The 19,847-nt window shown below is 39.7% G+C and carries 18 protein-coding genes; 6 read left to right on the forward strand and 12 right to left on the reverse strand.

From position 1 onward, the window contains the following. Positions 1-9 precede the first annotated feature (9 nt). Together ACXAG7_RS03950 and ACXAG7_RS03955 are read right to left on the reverse strand one after the other, a co-directional pair. On the reverse strand, positions 10-654 hold the full coding sequence (locus ACXAG7_RS03950; RefSeq protein WP_476666035.1) for a hypothetical protein: 645 nt from the start codon (positions 652-654) through the stop codon (positions 10-12). 17 nt (positions 655-671) lie between these two features. Further along, positions 672-1,010: a PadR family transcriptional regulator gene (locus ACXAG7_RS03955; RefSeq protein WP_476666036.1), complete on the reverse strand. Its 339-nt coding sequence runs from the start codon at positions 1,008-1,010 to the stop codon at positions 672-674. A gap of 148 nt (positions 1,011-1,158) precedes the next feature. Here ACXAG7_RS03955 and ACXAG7_RS03960 point away from each other — a divergent pair, with 148 nt between their 5' ends. From ACXAG7_RS03960 to ACXAG7_RS03970, 3 genes are all read left to right on the forward strand, one after another. Continuing rightward, entirely contained in the window at positions 1,159-2,199 is a 1,041-nt protein-coding gene (locus tag ACXAG7_RS03960; protein WP_476666037.1) for a 2Fe-2S iron-sulfur cluster-binding protein, read from the forward strand. Positions 2,200-2,220: 21 nt separating this feature from the next. Continuing rightward, positions 2,221-2,898, forward strand: a complete 678-nt coding sequence (locus tag ACXAG7_RS03965) for a LysE family translocator (protein WP_408041887.1) — start codon at positions 2,221-2,223, stop codon at positions 2,896-2,898. A 72-nt stretch (positions 2,899-2,970) separates the two neighbouring features. Further along, a complete protein-coding gene (locus ACXAG7_RS03970) occupies positions 2,971-4,224 on the forward strand; it encodes a T9SS type A sorting domain-containing protein (protein WP_476666038.1) in 1,254 nt (417 codons plus the stop codon). A gap of 1 nt (position 4,225) precedes the next feature. Here the strand turns inward: ACXAG7_RS03970 and mgtE are convergent, their stop codons facing one another. The 4 genes from mgtE to ACXAG7_RS03990 all read right to left on the reverse strand — a co-directional run bounded on the left by mgtE (position 4,226) and on the right by ACXAG7_RS03990 (position 8,721). After that, a complete protein-coding gene (mgtE, locus tag ACXAG7_RS03975) occupies positions 4,226-5,575 on the reverse strand; it encodes a magnesium transporter (protein WP_408041889.1) in 1,350 nt (449 codons plus the stop codon). Then, on the reverse strand, positions 5,556-6,368 hold the full coding sequence (gene rsmA / locus ACXAG7_RS03980; RefSeq protein WP_476666039.1) for a 16S rRNA (adenine(1518)-N(6)/adenine(1519)-N(6))-dimethyltransferase RsmA: 813 nt from the start codon (positions 6,366-6,368) through the stop codon (positions 5,556-5,558). The genes mgtE and rsmA overlap by 20 nt, the downstream gene beginning before the upstream one ends. 41 nt (positions 6,369-6,409) lie before the next feature. Then, a complete protein-coding gene (locus ACXAG7_RS03985; RefSeq protein WP_408041891.1) occupies positions 6,410-6,739 on the reverse strand; it encodes a DUF4286 family protein in 330 nt (109 codons plus the stop codon). A gap of 206 nt (positions 6,740-6,945) precedes the next feature. Next, positions 6,946-8,721, reverse strand: a complete 1,776-nt coding sequence (locus ACXAG7_RS03990) for a tetratricopeptide repeat protein (protein ID WP_408041892.1) — start codon at positions 8,719-8,721, stop codon at positions 6,946-6,948. Between the two features lie 192 nt (positions 8,722-8,913). On the opposite strand from ACXAG7_RS03990, the gene ACXAG7_RS03995 reads away from it, so the two are divergent. After that, positions 8,914-9,057, forward strand: a complete 144-nt coding sequence (locus ACXAG7_RS03995) for a hypothetical protein (RefSeq protein WP_408041893.1) — start codon at positions 8,914-8,916, stop codon at positions 9,055-9,057. 56 nt (positions 9,058-9,113) lie between these two features. Here ACXAG7_RS03995 and serS read toward each other — a convergent pair whose 3' ends face one another. After that, positions 9,114-10,388 carry a serine--tRNA ligase gene (gene serS / locus ACXAG7_RS04000; protein WP_408041894.1) on the reverse strand — a complete coding sequence of 425 codons (1,275 nt, stop codon included), beginning with the start codon at positions 10,386-10,388 and terminating at the stop codon, positions 9,114-9,116. Positions 10,389-10,534: 146 nt separating this feature from the next. Continuing rightward, the gene (locus ACXAG7_RS04005) at positions 10,535-11,482 is read right to left on the reverse strand and encodes a bifunctional riboflavin kinase/FAD synthetase (RefSeq protein ID WP_408042288.1); all 948 of its coding nucleotides are present in this window, start codon (positions 11,480-11,482) and stop codon (positions 10,535-10,537) included. 187 nt (positions 11,483-11,669) lie between these two features. Here ACXAG7_RS04005 and ACXAG7_RS04010 point away from each other — a divergent pair, with 187 nt between their 5' ends. Together ACXAG7_RS04010 and ACXAG7_RS04015 are read left to right on the forward strand one after the other, a co-directional pair. Beyond that, a complete protein-coding gene (locus ACXAG7_RS04010; protein WP_476666040.1) occupies positions 11,670-14,360 on the forward strand; it encodes a TonB-dependent receptor in 2,691 nt (896 codons plus the stop codon). 11 nt (positions 14,361-14,371) lie between these two features. Beyond that, on the forward strand, positions 14,372-16,009 hold the full coding sequence (locus tag ACXAG7_RS04015) for a G-D-S-L family lipolytic protein (RefSeq protein WP_408041896.1): 1,638 nt from the start codon (positions 14,372-14,374) through the stop codon (positions 16,007-16,009). A 41-nt stretch (positions 16,010-16,050) separates the two neighbouring features. On the opposite strand, the gene ACXAG7_RS04020 is transcribed toward ACXAG7_RS04015, so the two are convergent. The 4 genes from ACXAG7_RS04020 to ACXAG7_RS04035 all read right to left on the reverse strand — a co-directional run bounded on the left by ACXAG7_RS04020 (position 16,051) and on the right by ACXAG7_RS04035 (position 19,826). After that, the gene (locus ACXAG7_RS04020) at positions 16,051-16,305 is read right to left on the reverse strand and encodes a hypothetical protein (protein WP_476666041.1); all 255 of its coding nucleotides are present in this window, start codon (positions 16,303-16,305) and stop codon (positions 16,051-16,053) included. 94 nt (positions 16,306-16,399) lie between these two features. Beyond that, positions 16,400-17,944 carry a glycine--tRNA ligase gene (locus ACXAG7_RS04025; protein WP_408041898.1) on the reverse strand — a complete coding sequence of 515 codons (1,545 nt, stop codon included), beginning with the start codon at positions 17,942-17,944 and terminating at the stop codon, positions 16,400-16,402. Between the two features lie 96 nt (positions 17,945-18,040). After that, on the reverse strand, positions 18,041-18,919 hold the full coding sequence (locus ACXAG7_RS04030; protein ID WP_476666042.1) for a hypothetical protein: 879 nt from the start codon (positions 18,917-18,919) through the stop codon (positions 18,041-18,043). A 22-nt stretch (positions 18,920-18,941) separates the two neighbouring features. Further along, positions 18,942-19,826 (reverse strand): hypothetical protein, encoded by an 885-nt coding sequence (locus ACXAG7_RS04035; RefSeq protein WP_476666043.1) that lies wholly within the window; start codon positions 19,824-19,826, stop codon positions 18,942-18,944. Between the last annotated feature and the right edge of the window lie 21 nt (positions 19,827-19,847).

A 19,847-nucleotide genomic window follows, 5' to 3' on the forward strand; every position in this document is an offset into this window, starting at 1 on the left:
GTTGTCAATTTAATCAAGAGCGAATTTTTCCTTTTCTTTCGAGTGTTTGTTTGCCAGGTAAAATATCAAGCCGCTGGTATATATAAACGCGACTACCAAGGTCAATGAATAGGTCTGGTTCAGACTTTGCATCGACCAAAGGATTGGGAGGTACAAAATCGATAATACCTGTGTTTTTATCAAAAAGGTATAGGTGGTTTTTACCTTGTCAGTCAGTGTTTTTACAGTTCCGAACGCCCAGATTACAAAGCAGAGGGCCAGTATAGGCTTTCCAAAGTACAGAAGGGTGTCAGAAGTAACAGGACTGAATTGAATGTTGAAATAATAACTCAAAAAGGGGCCTCCAAAAGCGATGAGTAAAAGTATGGCATGAAATGGACGGTAAACCTTAGCCGCTCGTTTGAGTACGATGGCTGGAGCGTTAAAACAGATTCCGAAAAGCCAGCTAGTATCTCTCTGAAAATGGTGGTTCCACTTTTTCTGAACTTCGTAAAACGCAGTGTCAAAATCGTCAGTCCCCTCGGATATTCTACTTTCAATTTCCGAGGCAATATGGTCAAAAATTTCAAATTTAAAATCGATATAAGTGATGCGTTTTGCGTTGAGGTACCTATCAATTTGTCGTAATTGTTCATCGTTTAATACTACTTTCATAACATCTTATTTGAGGGTTATTCCAATCCGAATTTAGGATTTACTAATTGTTGCATGGTTTGTAAAAACTCTTGCATTTCTGCGAGTCTATTAACCGTTTCTGTGGTGCCCGTTTCAGTCAGGCGGTAATATTTTCGAAGTCTGTTACCAACTTTGGCGACTTCTACTTCTAGCAATCCTTCGGCTTCGAGTTTGTGTAGCGCTGGATACAGTGCACCTTCCGTAATTTTAAGTTCTCCTTTGGTGAGTTCTTTTACCTTTTGCGTAATCTCATACCCGTACATTTTGTCTTGCTGGGCTAGGAGTTTTAGGATGATGGTTTGCAAAGATCCTTTGTATAATTTTTGATTTCCCATATAATTTTTAACCTGTAAATGAACAAGTTTGCTGTTACAAATATATGCATAATTTTCTTATGTATAATTTTCTTAGGTATATTTTTATCAGAACTCTAACTAAATGTTACTTTTTAGTTTGCTATTTTTGCGTGATATTACAAACAACATGGCAAAATTCTATACACTTACTATACAAGACCTTATTCAAGAGACGGCAGATGCCGTTTCGATAGTTTTTACAATTCCAGCAGAAGAGCAAGCGAGCTTTGCATTTCAAGCAGGACAATATGTAACATTGAAAGCGACTATTGACGGAGCAGAAGTACGCCGTGCGTATTCTATTTGTTCATCCCCTGCTAGTGGTACTTTAAAAGTAGCCGTAAAAGCAGTACCTAACGGTGTTTTTTCTACCTATGCCACAACAAAATTAAAGGCTGGAGACCTATTAGAGGTGAGTGCTCCAGAAGGAAAGTTTGTGTTGCAACCAGCCGACGGAAAGCGTTATTTAGGGATAGCAGCAGGTAGTGGAATTACTCCTGTTTTATCGATGGTCAAGGCAACCCTAGAAGATTCAGAAGCTAGTTTTACCTTGATTTATGGAAATAAAACCGTTGAAGATACCATCTTTTATCAGGAAATTAATGAATTGCAAGGGAAGTATGCAAATCGATTTACTGTGGATTACGTGTACAGTAGAGCCCGTGTAGAAGGAAGTTTGAATGGTCGTGTTGATCAAGGTCACATTAATTACCTACTTAAAAAATACGGTGAAGCTGCGAATTTCGATGCTGCGTTCTTATGTGGACCTGAAGAGATGATAAAAATTGCCTCATCGACCTTAGAGACCTCGGGTATTCCTGCAGGTAACATACATTACGAATTGTTTACAGCTTCGACTTCGAATGATACAGAAGGTGTGAAAGACGGAGAGTCGCAGGTTAAAATACTCCTCGATGATGAGGAAGCGAGTTTTACGATGAAGCAAACGGATACTATTTTGGCCGCGAGCTTACGCAATAAGTTAGATGCGCCCTATTCATGTCAAGGAGGTGTGTGTAGCAGTTGTATTGCTAAGGTAACTGAAGGAAAGGCAGTAATGACCAAAAATTCGATTTTGACAGATGAAGAGTTGGAAGAAGGGTTGATATTAACTTGTGTATCGCATCCGACAACACCGACAATTACTGTCGATTTTGATGAGGTTTAATAATAAATAAAAAAATAGCTAATGGATTTCCTTACGTTAAAAAATGCGTTTTTAATAGGTGTGGGTATGGCCTTTATGATAGGACCGGTATTCTTTATGTTGATAAAGACTAGTATTTTAAAAGGGGCTCGTGCGGCCATGGCTTTTGATATTGGTGTTATTTTGGGTGATGTAACCTTTATACTGATCGCCTATTACGGAAGTAGAAATTTATTAGAAAAAATCAAGGATGACCCCCGATTATTCTGGATTGGGGGTCTCATTCTTATCGTGTATGGTATCATAACTTATATCGATAAAAACAATAAAAAGGAAGTAGATGAAAGTCAAGTTGAGGTGCCGAAGGCAAACAACTACTTTAAGCTTATACTAAACGGGTTTTTGCTCAATTTTATCAATGTAGGGGTCTTGGCAGGATGGCTCGGAATTATGATTATGGTAGGACCGAGTTTAAATATGAATCCCAATGCCATTTTTTGGTATTTCGTAACCGTGATTATCGGGTATGCTACTACCGATTTTATGAAAATTGTGTTGGCCAAACGTTTAAAGAGCTCCCTTACTCCGCTTGTCATCTACCGAATTAAAAAGGGAATGGGAATATTACTCATCGTATTCGGAGCCTTTTTTATGCTTAAGGGGTTCATTCCGAAAGAATTAATCGAAAGTGTAAAATTAGAGGCTGTTACTGGGCATTAATTTTTTAACAAATGATAATCTTTTATTGAGGATTCTGACTTAGATTGGGAGGAAACTATCAATAAAATTAATATGTTGAAAACCAAAAAATTACTGTCAATTTTCCTCTTAAATTTGTCTGTTACCCTTGGTTACGCCAACGATATTGTTCCGATTAAGGATGCAATTTTCAAAAACTATTTGCTTACGAATTACACCATCAATACCAATAATGATGGAGAAATCCAGGTAACCGAGGCCAAGGCCTTTACCGGAGAATTGCGCTGTGGAAACCTCGGAATTACCGATTTGTCAGGAATTGAGTATTTCGAAAACATCACCGGGCTGGTATGTACCAGAAATAGCATATCGCAACTGGATCTTTCTAAAAATTCAAAATTACAAAGGGTGGAAGCCACTGGAATTGGTTTGCAATCCTTGGTGTTAGGGACTCATCCCAATTTGAAGCGTTTGACGGTTATGCAGAATAAATTGACGCAAATAGACCTCTCTAAATGCCCAAATCTGGAGTATTTTGTTGCCAATATGAATGAGTTGAAGAGCTTGGATGTTCAGGCAAATCCCAAATTGAGCTTTCTCTGGGTACGAACCAATCATCTGAAGACCTTAAACCTGACGAAAAATCGAGTATTGCGAAATTTAAATTGCTTTGAGAATGAGTTGACTCAACTCGATGTTTCGAATTGCCCGGAGTTGGAATTTTTGTTGATGGCGAGTAATGGTGTAAAACAGCTCAACCTCACGCAGAACGCAAAATTGAGAAGTTTTAACGGAGTAAGCAATCCACTGGAGAGCATTGATTTCTCTAGTAACCCAAAACTGGAGTCATTGCACGCTTCATACACGAAACTAAAACGTCTAGATTTATCCGCAAATACAGTACTTACAACCGTAAACCTCGATGATAATTCGTTGGAGTATTTAAATCTAAAAAATGGAACCAATAAGGTATTGACCTCGGTGAAATTAAAGAACAATTCCTTGTTAAAGTGTATTCAGGTCGATGATCCGGCCGCTAGTTTGGTCAATGTAAACTGGGAAAAAGATACCGATGCAACGTACAGTACGAGTTGTAAAACCATGTCGGTAAATGAGTCAAGTCTTTCGCAGGCACGCGTGTTCCCAAATCCGGCTACTAACGCAGTACAGGTAACTTTGGAGACCGATTCGGTAAAGGAGCTCATTTTGTATACAACTACGGGAGTACAAATCAAAAAGGTTTCTAGAGCAAGCTTAGAACTGGGCAGTATTTCAGGGGGAGTATACCTATTAGAAATTCGAACAGATACGGGAAGGCGCAGCGTACAAAAGCTCGTTGTTAAATAACTTAGAAACCGATGATCAGTTTAGCGATTGAAAAGTAAATAAGAATACCAAAAATATCGTTAGAGGTAGTAATAAACGGTCCAGTTGCAATGGCTGGATCGATGCCTCTTTTATGTAAAAACAACGGAATAAAGGTACCGATGAGTCCCGCAACAACGATCACTGCGAACAGAGAAACTGAGATTGCGATTGCCATGTTGATATCCGATTCTGATACCAGTACAAAAAAGAATAATAGTATGGCGAGTATAGCACCGTTAACGGCGGCTAATGACATTTCTTTCAATAAGCGTTTCCCAACACTTCCTTTCACATCGTCGTTTGCCAATCCCTGTACGATAATCGCTGACGATTGTACCCCCACATTACCAGCCATAGCGGCAATTAATGGGGTAAACATAAATAAAATGGCATTCTTAGAAAGTGCTTCGTCAAAGAAGCCCATGATACTGGCAGCACTAATCCCTCCAATGAGACCTAAAAACAACCAAGGAAGTCGCGCTCTGGTCAATTGCAAAATAGAATCATCAGCCTCGACATCTTGTGTAATTCCGGCTGCTAACTGGTAGTCTTTGTCCGCTTCCTCTTTGATAACATCTACGATGTCATCAATGGTAATTCGGCCTACTAACACTCCCAATTCATCAACTACAGGAATGGCTTCCAAATCGTATTTACGCATGATATTGGCAACTTCGTCCGCTGCGTCATGCACGTATACGTAATCTACATTAGGGATGTAGACATCGGCAATTTTTGAGCGGGTAGAGGCCATGAGTAGGTCTTTTAAAGACAGCCGTCCTTTTAGTTTTCCGTCGTTGTCAACTACGTAAATAGAGTGAACTCGGGTTACTTCTTCCGCCTGCTGGCGCATTTCTTTCACACACGACATGACATTCCAGTTTTCGTTTACTTTTACCAATTCCTTGGCCATAAGTCCACCGGCAGAATGTTCGTCATAACGGAGTAATTCTACAATCTCCTTCGCGTGTTCTTTGTCTTCAATTTCTTGAATTACCTCTTGCTTGCGTTCTTCGGGCAACTCAGCAATAACATCGGCAGCATCATCCGTATCGAGTTCGTCAATTTCTTCGGCAATTTCTTTTGCTGAAAGCTCTCCTAAAACGCGTTCTCGGGTATCTTCATCAATATCCATAAGAACCTCTGAAGTCGTTTCAGAATCGAGCAAACGGATGATATACAGCGCTTCTTCGAAGGTTAACTCTTCTAAAACCTCGGCGATATCAGCATGATGAACACTCTCAAAGGTTTCGAGTATTTCTTTGTCTTTCTGATTGGCTACACACGATTGTAAGCCTTTGAGTAGTTCTCTAGTGATTTCTATGGCCATCGTTTTCGATTTTAGCAGTTAGCTCGATGAATTCTTCTACGGACAATTGTTCTGGACGCATGGTAAACACAGGATCTTCTCTTAGTTCCTGCGAAATTTGCAAGGATTTTAAACTAGAACGGAGCATTTTTCTACGTTGATTGAAGGCTGTTTTCACCACTCGGAAAAACAATTTTTCATCCACAGGGAGCTCTTGGTTCTCCTTGCGGATCAGTCTGATCACCCCAGAATCTACCTTTGGAGGAGGATTAAAAACTCCTGGTGGAACGGTAAACAAATATTCAGCATCGTAAAAAGCTTGAGTTAATACCGAGAGAATACCATAGGTTTTACTTCCTTTTTTCTCAGCGACGCGCTGAGCGACTTCTTTTTGAAACATTCCTGAGAATTCAGGAACGAGATGGCGGTTCTCAATAGCTTTAAATACAATCTGTGACGATATATTGTACGGATAATTTCCGATGATCGCTACTTGATTTCCCTGAAACAGTTCTTCGAGATTTTGCTTTAAGAAGTCACCTTCTAATATGCGAAAATTTTCCGCACTTGTATCTAAGGTAATATGCTCTAAGGGAAAGGTTTCGTGCAAGTAAGTAACAGACTCGCTATCTAGTTCCATCACGGTTACTTTTGGCTTTTTAGCCAGCAGGTATTTCGTGAGTACCCCCATACCAGGTCCTATTTCCAAAACGTTGTCATAACCGTTTTCGGTAAGGGTGTCCGCAATTTTTTTTGCGATATTTTCATCGTTTAAAAAATGCTGTCCTAAATGTTTTTTTGCGCGTACCGTCATGTTGCGTACTAATTTTATGTTGAGAAACCTCTGTGAAGAGTCTAGTTGTTTTTTGCTGTAGGATAGAATTCATTAATCACCTTCAATTCTGTTCTAAAGGCAAGAATTTTATCGGCAAATCTTTTCAATCCGTCCTGTCTGAGTTGATCAGCACTGTTTTTGTAATAATTGTCTAAATCTTCTCTTGTTTTCGCCGTGTATTGAATAGAGTAGGTAATGCCTCCCATTTCTTCTTCAACCAAAACTTGGGTCATTTTAGCACTCAAAAAATACCCCGTGGCTAAAACATCTGGAATGTGATTTTCTATCCAAACCAGCCATTCTTTGTGAATGCTCTCGTCTACGTTTACAGTTACATTGTATATATACATATCCTTTCGTATTTAAAGTATAAAGTGATTGTTGAGCAGTTGTGTTGTTTGCTTTGCAAAAATAGGGTTTACCTACAATAATTTGCCTGTTGAAAACGAATAAGTTTCCCTAATTTTTACAAATAGAGCAAAACAGCTGTTCGTTGGATAGCTAGGCAAGGCATTTTACCGGCTTCTCTCTAAGATACGATTATTTTTTTGGCTCTTTACAGTTGGTCTCCGCGAAGTGTACGGTATTTTTTTCTAGCGTCGATCAAATAGATACTCGACGGGTGGTCAAAAATGATTTTTTGAAAGTAAGTAGCTGCTTTTTCTGTATCCTCGAGTTGATTGAGGTATAGATTACCCAACTGGTACAAGGCGTTGTCGACGAGAATTCCCTTTGCGTCTATGGCAATCACTTTTTCAAAACAAGCGATGGCTTCTAGGTATTTTTTTTCATCGATGTATAATACTCCTAGTTTGTATTGCGCTTCGTCTTCAATGGGTTGATTTTTATACGAGCTGATCAATTCTTGTAAGATGGGGATCGCTTGGTCATTTTTGCGTTGATAGCTCAAGAAGTCAGCTTTTGAATACTGAGCTAGCCCTGTTGCGGTACTGTCTTTGGGTTGGTTGTCAGAAATGGTTAAGAACAGTTCTGCTGCGTCGTTTGCAATGAGTTGTGTGGCAGAGCCTTTGAGGACTTTTAATTGAGCTTTAGCCCATTTAAAATCGTTTTTGAAGTACGAAGTTTGGGCAACCTTAAAGCGAGCTTCTTGACCCAGTGGATGATTTTTAAATTGACTTTGAACCTGAGAAAAATAGATTAGCGCTCGGTTGAAATTTTCTGTAAATACGAGGAGTTGTGCCAAATTTAATTTAATGCGTCCCTTACTGAATTTACTAGTACTTTCTCGCAGTGCTTGTTCTAGGATGGCGATGCCTTTTTCAGGTTGTTTTAAGGTGTAACTGTAATAGTTGGCGTAAGCAATTTTTACAGGAATGGTATGACGTGAGTTTTTGTACTCTTTGAGAATGCTTTCAAAGCGTTCAAGAACATCTGGATATTTTTTTTGTATGGCAATTTGTAGCTGGATGTATATAGCACTGAACTTATCGCGCTCGTAGTTGGTTTTGGCAATAATTAAAGCCGAACACTTTTCGGAAGTATCGTAATCCTCGGCGTCAAAAGCCAGCCTGTTGAGGTTTTTAATATTGGCGAGGTTGTCGGGATTTCGAGCCAACAAGGCTTTGTATTGAATAAGCGCTTTGCCAAATTGCTTTTGCTTGATAAAGTACCAGCCCAGCAAGTCGTTCCAAATATCTTTGGGGTTGCTGATCGACTTTTTTAACAAGCCTTTTTTAAACAATTGGTTGTTGGGGTCATCAGGGTTGTCTGACAAGTAGCGGTTACTGAAATACTTGACATTACTCAAGTAATTTTCATTCTTGTCTACAAGGTCAAAATAGGAATTGAACATTTTGGCAAAATTTCCTTGCTCCCCGTAAATTTGTGCCAATTGAAATCCAAAGTTGGCGTTCGGGTTTTGGACGAGGATGGTTTCGTAGGCTTGAATAGCGAGGTCTAACTTACTGAAATCTTTGAAGAGGTTTGCAATGACGCTGGCATAGCCGTTTCCTTGTTGTACTGCCTGTATGGCTTTTTCATAGTGTTCTTTGGCCTCGGTATGTCGCTGCTGACGCTCGTAGTTGTGTCCTAACAATACTTCTAGGTACAATTGATCTGGGTATTGCTGTAATTTGCTGACCAGCGTTTGCTCCACTTTGTCAAATTGATTCAATTCTTGGTAACAACTCATGAGTCGCTTCAAATACGTCGTATTGTACGGGCTACTTTTATACAACTCCTGATAGTATTGTAGCGCTTTTTCGTATTCGCTATTTCGAAAGTAGTTTTCGGCAATTACAAAGGAGTTTTGCTGGGCAAAAATTCCTGTATTGAGGAGGAGCATACAAACGAAAAGCAATAATTTTCTCATAAAACTGAATAAAAAAGCAGGTATACAAACTTCTTAAAAAAAGTGCAGAATATCAAGTAAATAAAGCGTTGTGCTCTTGAGTATCTGCGTTTTTATTGTTAAAAAGCTATTAAAAAAATAATTTTTTTTGAGAATACTGTAACATTTTGGCACGGACTTTGTCTTAATGATAACAATCCAACTTAGAACATCATGAAAAACTTAACTAGACAATACGAAACTGCAAGAGAACAAGCCAATGTGTTTATGAAAAATGGTCAAATAGCCCAATACTTCGAGGCTTTGTTAGAAATGAACAAATACAAAAGATTGATGGTTGCCATCGTTGCAAACTAAAAAAGTAAGTTTCCGGAGAAACTTACTTTTATATGAATTTGTCGGTTGAAAAGTACTTAGTCAATGAGGTCGAATCCACAATATGGAACTAATACTTCAGGAATTTTAACTCCATCAGCCGTTTGATAATTTTCAAGAATTGCCGCCAATACTCTCGGTAGCGCTAACGAGCTTCCGTTTAAAGTATGTGCCAATTGACTCTTACCTTCGCTATTTTTAAAACGCAATTTTAAGCGATTTGCTTGGAAGGTCTCAAAGTTCGATGCAGAACTGATTTCTAACCAGCGCTCTTGTGCTGTTGAATACACTTCAAAGTCAAAAGTAAGAGCAGCGGTAAATCCGGTATCTCCTCCACAAAGACGTAAAATTCTATACGGTAATTTTAATTCTCTCAAAATATCTTTGATGTGCTCTACCATGTCGTTTAATGCGTGGTACGACTTCTCTGGGTGCTCTACACGAACGAGTTCTACCTTGTCAAATTGGTGTAAGCGATTTAACCCGCGTACATGAGCTCCGTAACTACCAGCTTCACGTCTAAAGCAAGGCGTATATCCCGTATAGGCTTTTGGTAATTCGGCTTCTTTTAACAAGTCACCGCGGTGCATGTTGGTGATAGGAACTTCTGCCGTCGGAATGAGGTATAGATCATCTCCAGTAACGTGGTACATTTGTCCTTCCTTGTCAGGAAGTTGCCCTGTTCCGTATCCTGAAGCTTCGTTAATTAAATGAGGTACCTGTACTTCGTTGTATCCAGCAGCTGTGTTTTTATCGAGAAAATACGAGATTAACGCACGTTGTAAACGCGCTCCTTTTCCTTTGTAAACAGGAAAACCAGCACCCGATACTTTGGCTCCTAAATCAAAATCGATAATATCGTATTTCTTAGCGATCTCCCAGTGAGGTAAGGCTTTTTCTCCCAAATCAGGAACAATCCCTTCTTTAAAAATCTCTTCGTTATCCTCTTCGCTGTTACCAGCTACCACAGAGGCATGTGGAACATTAGGAATCTGATACAGCAAGTTCTGTAAATCGTTACTGTGCGTATTCAACTCCTCAGAAAGGCGTTTAGAGTCTTCTTTGAGTTGTGATGTCTTTTCTTTTAAAAGATTTGCCTTTTGAACTTCTCCAGCTTTAAAAAGACCACCGATTTCTTTGGACAGTTTATTGGATTCAGCAAGTACATTGTCTAATGAAACCTGAGTAGCTCTCCTGGCTTCATCTAATTTTAATACCTCCTCTATCATCGTTTCTGCATTGGCAAAATTTCGCTTTGCCAAGCCTTCTAAAACAGTTTGTTTGTTTTCTCTAATAAACTGAACCTGTAACATTATTATATTTTTTTAACTAAGGCAAATATAAAATTTGTGACAAGTATTACCTACGATTTCTCCATATTTTATGGTCTGCCGTTACAAATGGTAACCGAATGTAGTAGTACTGGCATAAAAACAGCTGTAATTACAGTAATTTCTGTTTAACGTATTGCTGTGTCTAGATAGTTCAGTGCTTGTTGTTTGTCAGTAGCGAGCTGCTGTTTCAGTGTGGCAATAGAGTCGAATTTTTGCTCTTCGCGGAGGTAGTACAGAAGCTCAATGGTAATTTCCCGTCCATAGAGGTCCTCGTTGAAGTCAAAAAAGTGCACTTCAATGGTTTCAGTAGTTCCATTCACCGTTGGGCGCATGCCTATGTTCATCATTCCGTATACCACGGCGTTGTTTAGGTGGGCTTGCACGATGTATGCACCAGTTTTAGGAATGAGTTTATACGATTCTTTGATTTGAATATTCGCCGTTGGGAAACCTATTTTACTACCCAGTTGCTGACCAGTAACCACTGTGCCGCGCAAAGTATACGCATAGCCTAAATAGTCATTTGCCGTTTTCAGATGTCCTTGTTGTAGTGCCCTTCGGATTTTCGTGGAACTCACAGAAACATCATCGATGTCCTGTGCTGGAATTTCTTCTACCACAAAATCGTACAGATGAGAATATTCGGTGAGTTGTTCAATATTCCCCTCTCTGTTTTTACCGAAATGATGATCGTAACCGATAATCAATTTATCGGTATTTAACTGATTGACCAGTATATCTCGTACAAAATCGAGGGCTGTTAATCGCGAAAAATCTTTGCTAAAAGGATGGATTAGCAAACAATCGAGCCCCAAACGGCGCAATTGTTCTGATTTCTCTTCAATAGTATTGATCAATTTTATACTGACATCTTTTTGAAGAACCATTCTCGGATGCGGAAAAAAGGTGAGTAGTACCGATTGCTTATTGGCTTTTTTAGCCTCTGCAACCAGTTTTTTTATGATTTTTTGATGTCCTATGTGTACACCGTCAAAAGTACCTATGGTTACATAAGTTTTTTGAGTAGGGGTAAAGTCAAAAATTGAATGCCTAATTTCCAAGGTGAAATAAATTTTCACAAATGTACGATTTGTCGGAGATTTCCAAAATAGCTAGGCTAAAATCCATGCAAATTACTCAGTGTGATTTTGCTAATTTGGCCCTAGTAATACTATTGTTTTTAATAAAATTTAACACAATTATTTTGGAAATGAAAAAAAATCGTATTTTGCGTTAAGTTAACAAATTATTATACACATTATGATGAAAAGATTATTACTTGTTGCATTTGCACTGTACGGTAGTATTATGATGGCCCAGACCACCATAACAGGTACGGTAAACGATGCGACCCTCGGTGGTCCACTACCGGGAGCCAACATCAAAATTTCACGTAAGGCAGTAGGAACCTCTACTGATTTTGATGGTAAGTTTACACTTCGTGTTACCGATAAACCTCCTTTCACTCTTGAAATTTCATTGATAGGTTATCAGACTAAAAAAGTTGAAATCACTCAAAACAATCAGGTTGTTGAAGTGAGTTTAGCAGAGAATGTAACATCTCTTGATGAGGTTGTGGTATCGGCATCTCGTACTCCTGAACGTGTAATGGAGTCTCCGGTGACTATTGAGCGTTTCGATTCAAGAGCGATCAAGAATACTGCTTCTGCATCGTATTACGACGGATTAGAAAACTTAAAAGGAATTGATATTAACTCGGGTGGTTTAACCTTTAAAACGGTGAACACTCGTGGTTTCGCTACGTTTGGAAACGAGCGTTTCGTTCAGTTGGTTGATGGAATGGACAACGCTTCACCAGCCTTGAACTTCGCTATCGGAAACTTATTAGGAGTATCTGAGGTTGATGTAAAGAGCGTAGAGATTTTACCAGGTGCAGCTTCGGCATTATACGGGGCGAATGCATTTAACGGAATCATGTTAATGACCAGTAAGAGCCCGTTTGACGATCAGGGAATTACCTTAGGATTGAAAACAGGACTTACAAGCCAACAAGCAGCTGGAGATAACGGATACTACGATTTTACAGTGCGTATGGCACATGCCTTTGACGATTACTTCGCAGCGAAAGCAAGTATGTCGTATTTAAAAGGAGAAGAGTGGCACGCTACAGATTACAGAAACACTACTGGAATCGGAGGGAAATACATTCCTGGAATGAGCCATGCTGACGATCCTAATTACGACGGAGCAAACATCTACGGAGACGAAGTTTCTATCGATTTAGGAGGAGCTATCGGAAAAGTAAGTAGAACGGGATACAGAGAAGTTGACTTAATGAGTAACGAAGCTCGCAGTGTTAAGTTCAACGGATCGATGCACTACCGTCCTTTAGGAAATGACCGTGTAGAAATTATTTGGAATTCTAAGTTCGGTACAGGTAATACTATTTACCAAGGACAAAACAGGTATAACTTGGCAAACTTCTTTATGGAGCAACACAAGTTAGAAGTACGCGGAAAGAGTTTCTTCATTAGAGGTTACTACGCAGGAGAAGACGCAGGGGACTCGTATGATACGCGTTTTGCTGCGATCAACATGAACAGCAAGTGGAAGTCAAACACACAGTGGTTTAACGAGTACGCAGTAGCGTATTTAAATTCTGGATCACATGCAGTGGCACGTCAGGTTGCCGATACAGGTCGCCCATTACCAGGATCAGCGCAATTCCAAAACTTATTTAACCAGGTAACTTCAGATCCAGATTTATTAACAGGATCTAAGTTTAGAGATCAAACGAGCTACTACCACGCAGATGGTAACTTGAATTTACGCGATTATATCGACTGGGCTGAGGTGCAGTTTGGAGGATCGTACCGTCAGTACCGATTGAACTCATTTGGTACTATTTATACCGATGCAGACGGACCTATCGAATACGGTGAATACGGTATTTATACGCAGGTTCAAAAGAAAATGTTAGACGATCGTTTGAAGTTTACTGGGTCTATCCGTTACGATAAGTCAGATAACTTTAAAGGAAACTTTACCCCGAGAATCTCGTTAGCGTATGCAGCTGGTGAAGATAAGAATCACAACTTCAGAGCGTCGTTCCAAACAGGATTTAGAAATCCAACAACACAAGATCAATACATCGGATTAGCGACAGGTGCTGGATTCATTTTAGGTACTGCTCCTGATAACTTAACACGTTTCTCGTCGCAAGTATCAGACGTTGCTGGAAATTCGTTTACGTTAACAGGAACGGATGTGTTTACAAGAGGATATTCAGCGAGTTCTGTTGCTGCTGGAGCGCCTACCTTGGCACAAACAGCATTGGTAAAACCTGAGAAAGTAAAGTCTTTCGAGATCGGATACCGTGCCGCTTTACCAATTGGAGATAAAAAATTATCGGTTGACTTTAGTACTTACTACAACATGTATTCTGATTTCATCGCGAACAAAGATGTATTGGTATTAATCAACCCAACAACTCCAGTGACTCCTGCAAATCTTACAAACAGAGATTTAGTAAGAACATTTAGTGTAAAAACAAATTCAACTGTTGACGTAAATTCATACGGAGTAGGGTTAGGATTAAACACTAAGGTTTTCAACGGATATACTGTAGGAATGAACTATACGTGGTCTAAATTTGATTTTGACCAGTCAAAAGATCCTGATTTCGAAGCTGGATTCAACACGCCTGAGCACAAGCTTAAGGTGCAGTTTGGACATCCAAATCTATTTGAGAACTTCGGATTTAACATCAGTGGTCGTTGGCAAAATGAATTTTATTGGCAGTCTACTTTCTTAGAAGGAACTGTTGAAGAAAGAACAGTACTCGATGCTCAAATTAACTACAGCGTACCTTCTATCAAGTCGGTATTTAAGTTGGGAGGAACAAACTTGACAGGTGAGGAGTTTATCAGTGCACCAGGGGTAGGAGCCGTTGGTTCACAGTACTACATTTCTTGGACTATCAATAACTAAAAAGAAGAAACATGAAGAATACTTTAAAATATACTTTTCTTTCTGCAATGCTCGTTGGGTTTACTGCCTGTGACGTGGATAATTCATTGCCAGAAATTAAAGACGCAGAAAATACAATTAAGTTAGACGCAGGAAGTGTGGACTTTTCGAAATACGTGGCAGTAGGAGCTTCTTTCACTGCAGGTTTTTCTGACGGAGCCCTGTTTAAAACTGGACAACAATACTCGTTTCCAAATACACTTGCGTCTAAGTTTAAAATGGTCGGCGGAGGCGATTTTGTGCAGCCGTTAATGGCCGATAATATCGGAGGAATGGTAACGTCAGCAGGAGCTGTTGCTCAGGACCAAAGATTTTATTTCGATGCGCAAACACAGAAGCCAAAGCGCTTGACTGACAAGCCAGGAACTGTAGTAGGAACTGCAGCAACCAACGCACCAAATTTTAATAACTACGGACTTCCAGGAGCAAAGAGTTTTCACTTTGTAACTCCAGGGTACGCGGCTTTGAATCCTTATTTCGGACGCATGGCACCTACGCAATCTACAGTTATTGCTGAGGCGGCGTCTAAGCAACCAACGTTTTTTAGTTTGTCAGAAATTGGAGGAAATGACGTACTAGGGTATGCCATTGCCGGAGGTGTTGGTACCAATCAAACAGGTAATACCAACCCTGCTACCTACGGGCCAACAGATATTACGGATCCAGGAGTATTTGCTCAATCGTTTACTGCCATGGTCAATGCATTGACGGCCGGAGGAGCTAAAGGAGTGGTAGGAACGGTACCTTACGTTAATTCGTTACCGTATTTTACAACAGTACCCCACAATCCATTAGATCCTAGAACGAATGCTGCTTTACAAGGACAGTTGGCAAGTATTAATACTGTATACGGTGCCTTAAATCAGATTTTTTCGAATCCGGCAATCAATCAGCCTAATCGTATCATCCAGTTTAAGGCAGACCAAGCGAATCCTGTAGTTATTAAGGATGAAAGTTTGGTGAACTTAGAAGGTCAAATCACAGCGGCTTTAAATGCAAACCCTCAGTTTCCAGCGTTCGTACAACAGTTCGGACTTCCTGCAGCGGCAGCACCATTGGTAGCAACGCTTTTAGGACGTACTTATGGGCAGGCAAGACCAGCAACGGCTGATGATTATATCGTATTGCCTAGTAGTGGTATTATTGGAACTGTGAATGGAGCAAGCGTACAAGCATTGATGGGACAAGGATTGCCACAAGCGGTTGCAGGACAATTCTCTGCTGAAGGAATTACCTTACCTTTAGAAGATAAGTGGGTCTTGACAAAAAGCGAGGTAGCTGAGTTAAAAACAGCGGTAGATGCGTACAACAATACGATTACTTCTGTAGCGACTGCTAAAGGATTGGCTGTAGTTGATTTAAAAGCTATCTTACAACAAGCGTCAACCACTGGTTTAGTATTTGACGAATTCAATATGAGTACTAGGTTCGTATTTGGAGGCTTGGTGAGTTTAGACGGTGTGCACTTAACTGCAAGAGGTTATGCTTTAATGGCAAACGAGATGTTAAAGGCTATCGATAAAACCTACGGATCTAACTTTAAAGATGCAAAAGACGGTTTGGCTAAGGCTAAAAATTATCCGACAAATTACTCTCCTACCTTGAAATAAGGAAAGGAAAGATCATGCATAAAAAAAGACTGATGGAAACATCAGTCTTTTTTGTTTTTATTATTGGTGTCGTTGTTGATAATGTATTTTTTGTACTTCCCGTCTCGATAGCGATGGTAAATAAAAACCGGCATGAGGATAAAGGCCATAAACAAAACACCGAGTCCCATAACAACTTGTGCTTTGGGGTGTGCTGTGTTGAGTAGGTAGGCGCCGACAAGCATCCAAGCTACGAAAATGAAAAAGAGTATTTTTACTAAGGTTTGCATGGTTCTTGATACTATTGAATTCTCCACAAAAATACACATAATTAGCAGGGAACGCTCAAGAGAATAAAAAAACCTGTCCAACCGAAGTCAGACAGGCCAATTAAGCTAATTTTAGCTCGTTTTATTTCATTTTTTGCAACCAAGTGCGTACATCAACCTCTTCTTTGATGATGGCTCTTAAATCGCTTATTTTAACGCGTTTTTGCTCCATAGTGTCGCGGTGACGAATAGTCACAGATTGATCTTCTAAGGTATCGTGGTCTACAGTGATACAGAAGGGTGTACCCGCTGCGTCTTGACGGCGGTAACGACGTCCTACGGCATCTTTCTCATCGTATGCTACGTTGAAATCCCATTTTAAATCGTCTACAATTTGACGAGCTACTTCAGGAAGTCCATCTTTTTTCACTAGTGGTAAAATGGCAGCTTTGGTCGGAGCCAATACCGCAGGTAATTTCAATACCGTACGCGTAGTACCGTTTTCCAACTCCTCTTCTTGTAGTGAATTTGCAAAAACTGCTAAGAACATACGATCTAAACCAATAGAAGTTTCCACTACATAAGGAACGTAGTTCTGATTGTCTTCGTGGTCAAAATACTGTAGTTTTTTACCTGAGAACTCTTCGTGAGCTTTTAAATCGAAATCTGTACGAGAGTGAATTCCTTCCAATTCTTTAAATCCAAATGGAAATTTGAATTCGATATCAGCAGCAGCATCGGCGTAGTGCGCTAATTTTTCGTGGTCGTGGAAACGGTAATTGTCCGCACCCATTCCCAATGATAAGTGCCACTTTAAACGAGTGTCTTTCCACTGGTTATACCACTCTTTTTGCGTCCCTGGTTTTACAAAGAATTGCATTTCCATTTGTTCGAATTCACGCATTCTAAAGATGAACTGACGTGCTACGATTTCATTACGGAACGCTTTTCCAGTTTGTGCAATACCAAAAGGAATTTTCATTCTTCCAGTTTTCTGCACGTTGAGGAAATTAACAAAGATTCCCTGTGCTGTTTCCGGGCGCAAGTATACTTTCATTGAGCTATCAGCAGAGGCTCCTAACTGAGTTCCAAACATCAAGTTAAATTGCTTGACATCTGTCCAGTTTTTGCTTCCTGTCAGCGGATCGGCAATTTCGAGTTCTTCAATTAGGCTTTTTACGTCGGCTAAATCTTCTTTTTCCAACGACTGCCCTAAGCGTTTCAAAATCGAATCGATTTTCTCTTGATACCCTAAGACTCTTGGGTTCGTGCTTACGAACTCTTCTTTATTAAAAGCGTCTCCAAAGCGTTTCGCTGCTTTTTTGACTTCCTTTTCAATTTTGGTCTCGATTTTAGCACAGTAATCCTCTACCAATACATCGGCTCTGTACCTCTTTTTACTGTCTTTGTTATCGATAAGAGGATCGTTGAATGCATCTACGTGGCCCGAAGCTTTCCAGGTGGTTGGGTGCATTAAGATAGACGCGTCTATCCCTACGATATTCTCGTGCATTTGAACCATGGCTTTCCACCAGTAGTCGCGAATGTTTTTCTTTAACTCTACACCGTTTTGGGCGTAGTCGTACACAGCGCTAAGTCCGTCGTAAATTTCAGAAGATTGAAAGATGTATCCGTACTCCTTTGCGTGTGAAATTACTTTTTTAAATTGATCTTCTTGTTTTGCCATAATGCAAAAATATAATAAGCTTTTAAACTATGAATTAAGAACATAAAAAAAAGTGAAGATTTTGCAATCTCCACTTTTTAATAGCTCGTGTATTTTTTACCTGAGTTTTACAGTGGAATTGCCCGAGTAGCGGCCATCAACAAATGCGCTGATGGTGTATTTGCCTCGGTTGATATCGTCTCTGTTTACCAAAATTAACGACACTAAACTCAATCGGTTGTTGTCGTAATTTACAGCTAGTGAGTCACTGTAAAGGATTTTGTTTCCGTTTTTCAAACTGGCTTTCCCCTTTGGAGTCACCACATTTTTATCTTCATCGATGATTTGGATGTATACCATTTTTTTACCCGATTCGGTCACCGGATTCTCCAAAAGATCAAAGTTAATTTTAAAGGCATCGCATCTGCTCGAACGCGAGGTCGATGTCAATTTACCACTACTGCGCTCTTTCATGGCTATAGCCTTTACCGGACTAATGTCAATTTTTGAGGCAATCGCTACTTTTTCAGCGAGGATTTTATTTTTTTCTTCGAGTTTGGTATTGATGGTTTCCTTTTGCTCTAATATTTCGTTGGTAATCACATTTTCCTGCGCCAGCGCTTGGTTCGCAGTGCTCAACGAGTCAATTTTGATAAACAAACGCCTGTTTTCGCGCTCCAAACTCGCTATTTTACTTCGATAGCGTCGTATTAGATTGTAGTTATGCCCTTGTAGTTTAGCCACAGAATCACGAAGGTCTTTCATTTTTTGAACCTCGACGCGAAGGCGTTTTGATAGGCTTTTTTTTCGAACCACAACATCGGTGTAGTCCTTGATCATTTCGTCTAGGGCATTTTTTAAATCAGCTTTTTCCTCTTTAAATACATTTTTAAGCTCGTTGAGCTCACTCGACTTTTTTAGGTTGAATAGCGTCAAAAATAGCACAGCAAACAGCAGTACCACAATGACTGAGTTTTTTAGGAATTTTGAATTCATGTGTAGGGGATTTTTAAGAGGGTTATTTTAATTTGATAGTTGATTCAGTGATAAATATTTTGTTGGCAAAGATACGAGCGGTATACGCTCCTTCTTGAATAGATCCTTTTTCGATTTTAACCAAAGACATTACGCGAACCTGTTCGTTGTAATACTCGGCAGAAATTATATCGCTATACGATAGTAATTTACCATTTTTTAATCGAATCTTACCCTTTGGAGCAATAACTTTTTTGTCGGGCCCTAACAATTGAACGTGTATGGGTTTCTGTCCCTTGTCAATGACTTTGTTTTCCAAGAGATCAAAGCTGACTTTAAAGGCGGTAGCCTTCCAGGAGCGATACGTGGTTGTCAATCGTGAGCTTCCACGGGGTTTCATGGCATTGAAGTCGATATTGGCAATTTCAAGTTGCTCTGCAGAAGCTACTTTTCGCTCTAATATTTTGTTGTTTCTTGACAGTTTGGTGTTCAGCTCTTCGGTCTCGTTGAGTACTTCTCTTACACTGTCGTTTTCGGTATACAACTCTTGATTGATCGCGTTTAAAGAGTCTATTTTTGACATGAGCTTGGCATTCTGCTCTTCTAAAACACCGATTTTCTTTTTGTAAACGCGTAACAAGCGGTAATTTTTGGCTTCTAAATCGCGAATACTGTCTCGCAAAGCCACAACTCTGGTAAGGTGTACTTCTAATTTATCGGAATAATCGTGGTTTTCAGCAATGATGTTTTGATAGTTGGTGATTACCTTGTCTAAGTCTTTTTCAAGTTCTGCTTTCTCGGTATCAAAAGCGCTTTTCAGCTGCGAAAAGTCTCGCGCATTCTGATAGGCTAAAAGCCCAATAACTATTACTAAAAAGAGTAAAAAGGCTACGAGCCCTTTATGTTTTATTTTTCTGCCAACCATCATCAAAGGGGAATTATGATGAAC

The organism is Tenacibaculum sp. AWR4_210 (assembly GCF_056160945.1).

Coding starts and splice junctions, on each gene's coding strand:
- rsmA (WP_476666039.1), bottom strand. CDS start 6,368: ATGACGGTACGCGCAAAAAAACATTTAGGACAGCATTTTTTAAACGAT.
- mgtE (WP_408041889.1), bottom strand. CDS start 5,575: ATGGCCATAGAAATCACTAGAGAACTACTCAAAGGCTTACAATCGTGT.
- ACXAG7_RS04035 (WP_476666043.1), bottom strand. CDS start 19,826: ATGATGGTTGGCAGAAAAATAAAACATAAAGGGCTCGTAGCCTTTTTA.
- ACXAG7_RS03995 (WP_408041893.1), top strand. CDS start 8,914: ATGAAAAACTTAACTAGACAATACGAAACTGCAAGAGAACAAGCCAAT.
- ACXAG7_RS03950 (WP_476666035.1), bottom strand. CDS start 654: ATGAAAGTAGTATTAAACGATGAACAATTACGACAAATTGATAGGTAC.
- serS (WP_408041894.1), bottom strand. CDS start 10,388: ATGTTACAGGTTCAGTTTATTAGAGAAAACAAACAAACTGTTTTAGAA.
- ACXAG7_RS03960 (WP_476666037.1), top strand. CDS start 1,159: ATGGCAAAATTCTATACACTTACTATACAAGACCTTATTCAAGAGACG.
- ACXAG7_RS03955 (WP_476666036.1), bottom strand. CDS start 1,010: ATGGGAAATCAAAAATTATACAAAGGATCTTTGCAAACCATCATCCTA.
- ACXAG7_RS04030 (WP_476666042.1), bottom strand. CDS start 18,919: ATGAATTCAAAATTCCTAAAAAACTCAGTCATTGTGGTACTGCTGTTT.
- ACXAG7_RS03970 (WP_476666038.1), top strand. CDS start 2,971: ATGTTGAAAACCAAAAAATTACTGTCAATTTTCCTCTTAAATTTGTCT.
- ACXAG7_RS03965 (WP_408041887.1), top strand. CDS start 2,221: ATGGATTTCCTTACGTTAAAAAATGCGTTTTTAATAGGTGTGGGTATG.
- ACXAG7_RS04015 (WP_408041896.1), top strand. CDS start 14,372: ATGAAGAATACTTTAAAATATACTTTTCTTTCTGCAATGCTCGTTGGG.
- ACXAG7_RS03985 (WP_408041891.1), bottom strand. CDS start 6,739: ATGTATATATACAATGTAACTGTAAACGTAGACGAGAGCATTCACAAA.
- ACXAG7_RS04010 (WP_476666040.1), top strand. CDS start 11,670: ATGATGAAAAGATTATTACTTGTTGCATTTGCACTGTACGGTAGTATT.
- ACXAG7_RS03990 (WP_408041892.1), bottom strand. CDS start 8,721: ATGAGAAAATTATTGCTTTTCGTTTGTATGCTCCTCCTCAATACAGGA.
- ACXAG7_RS04025 (WP_408041898.1), bottom strand. CDS start 17,944: ATGGCAAAACAAGAAGATCAATTTAAAAAAGTAATTTCACACGCAAAG.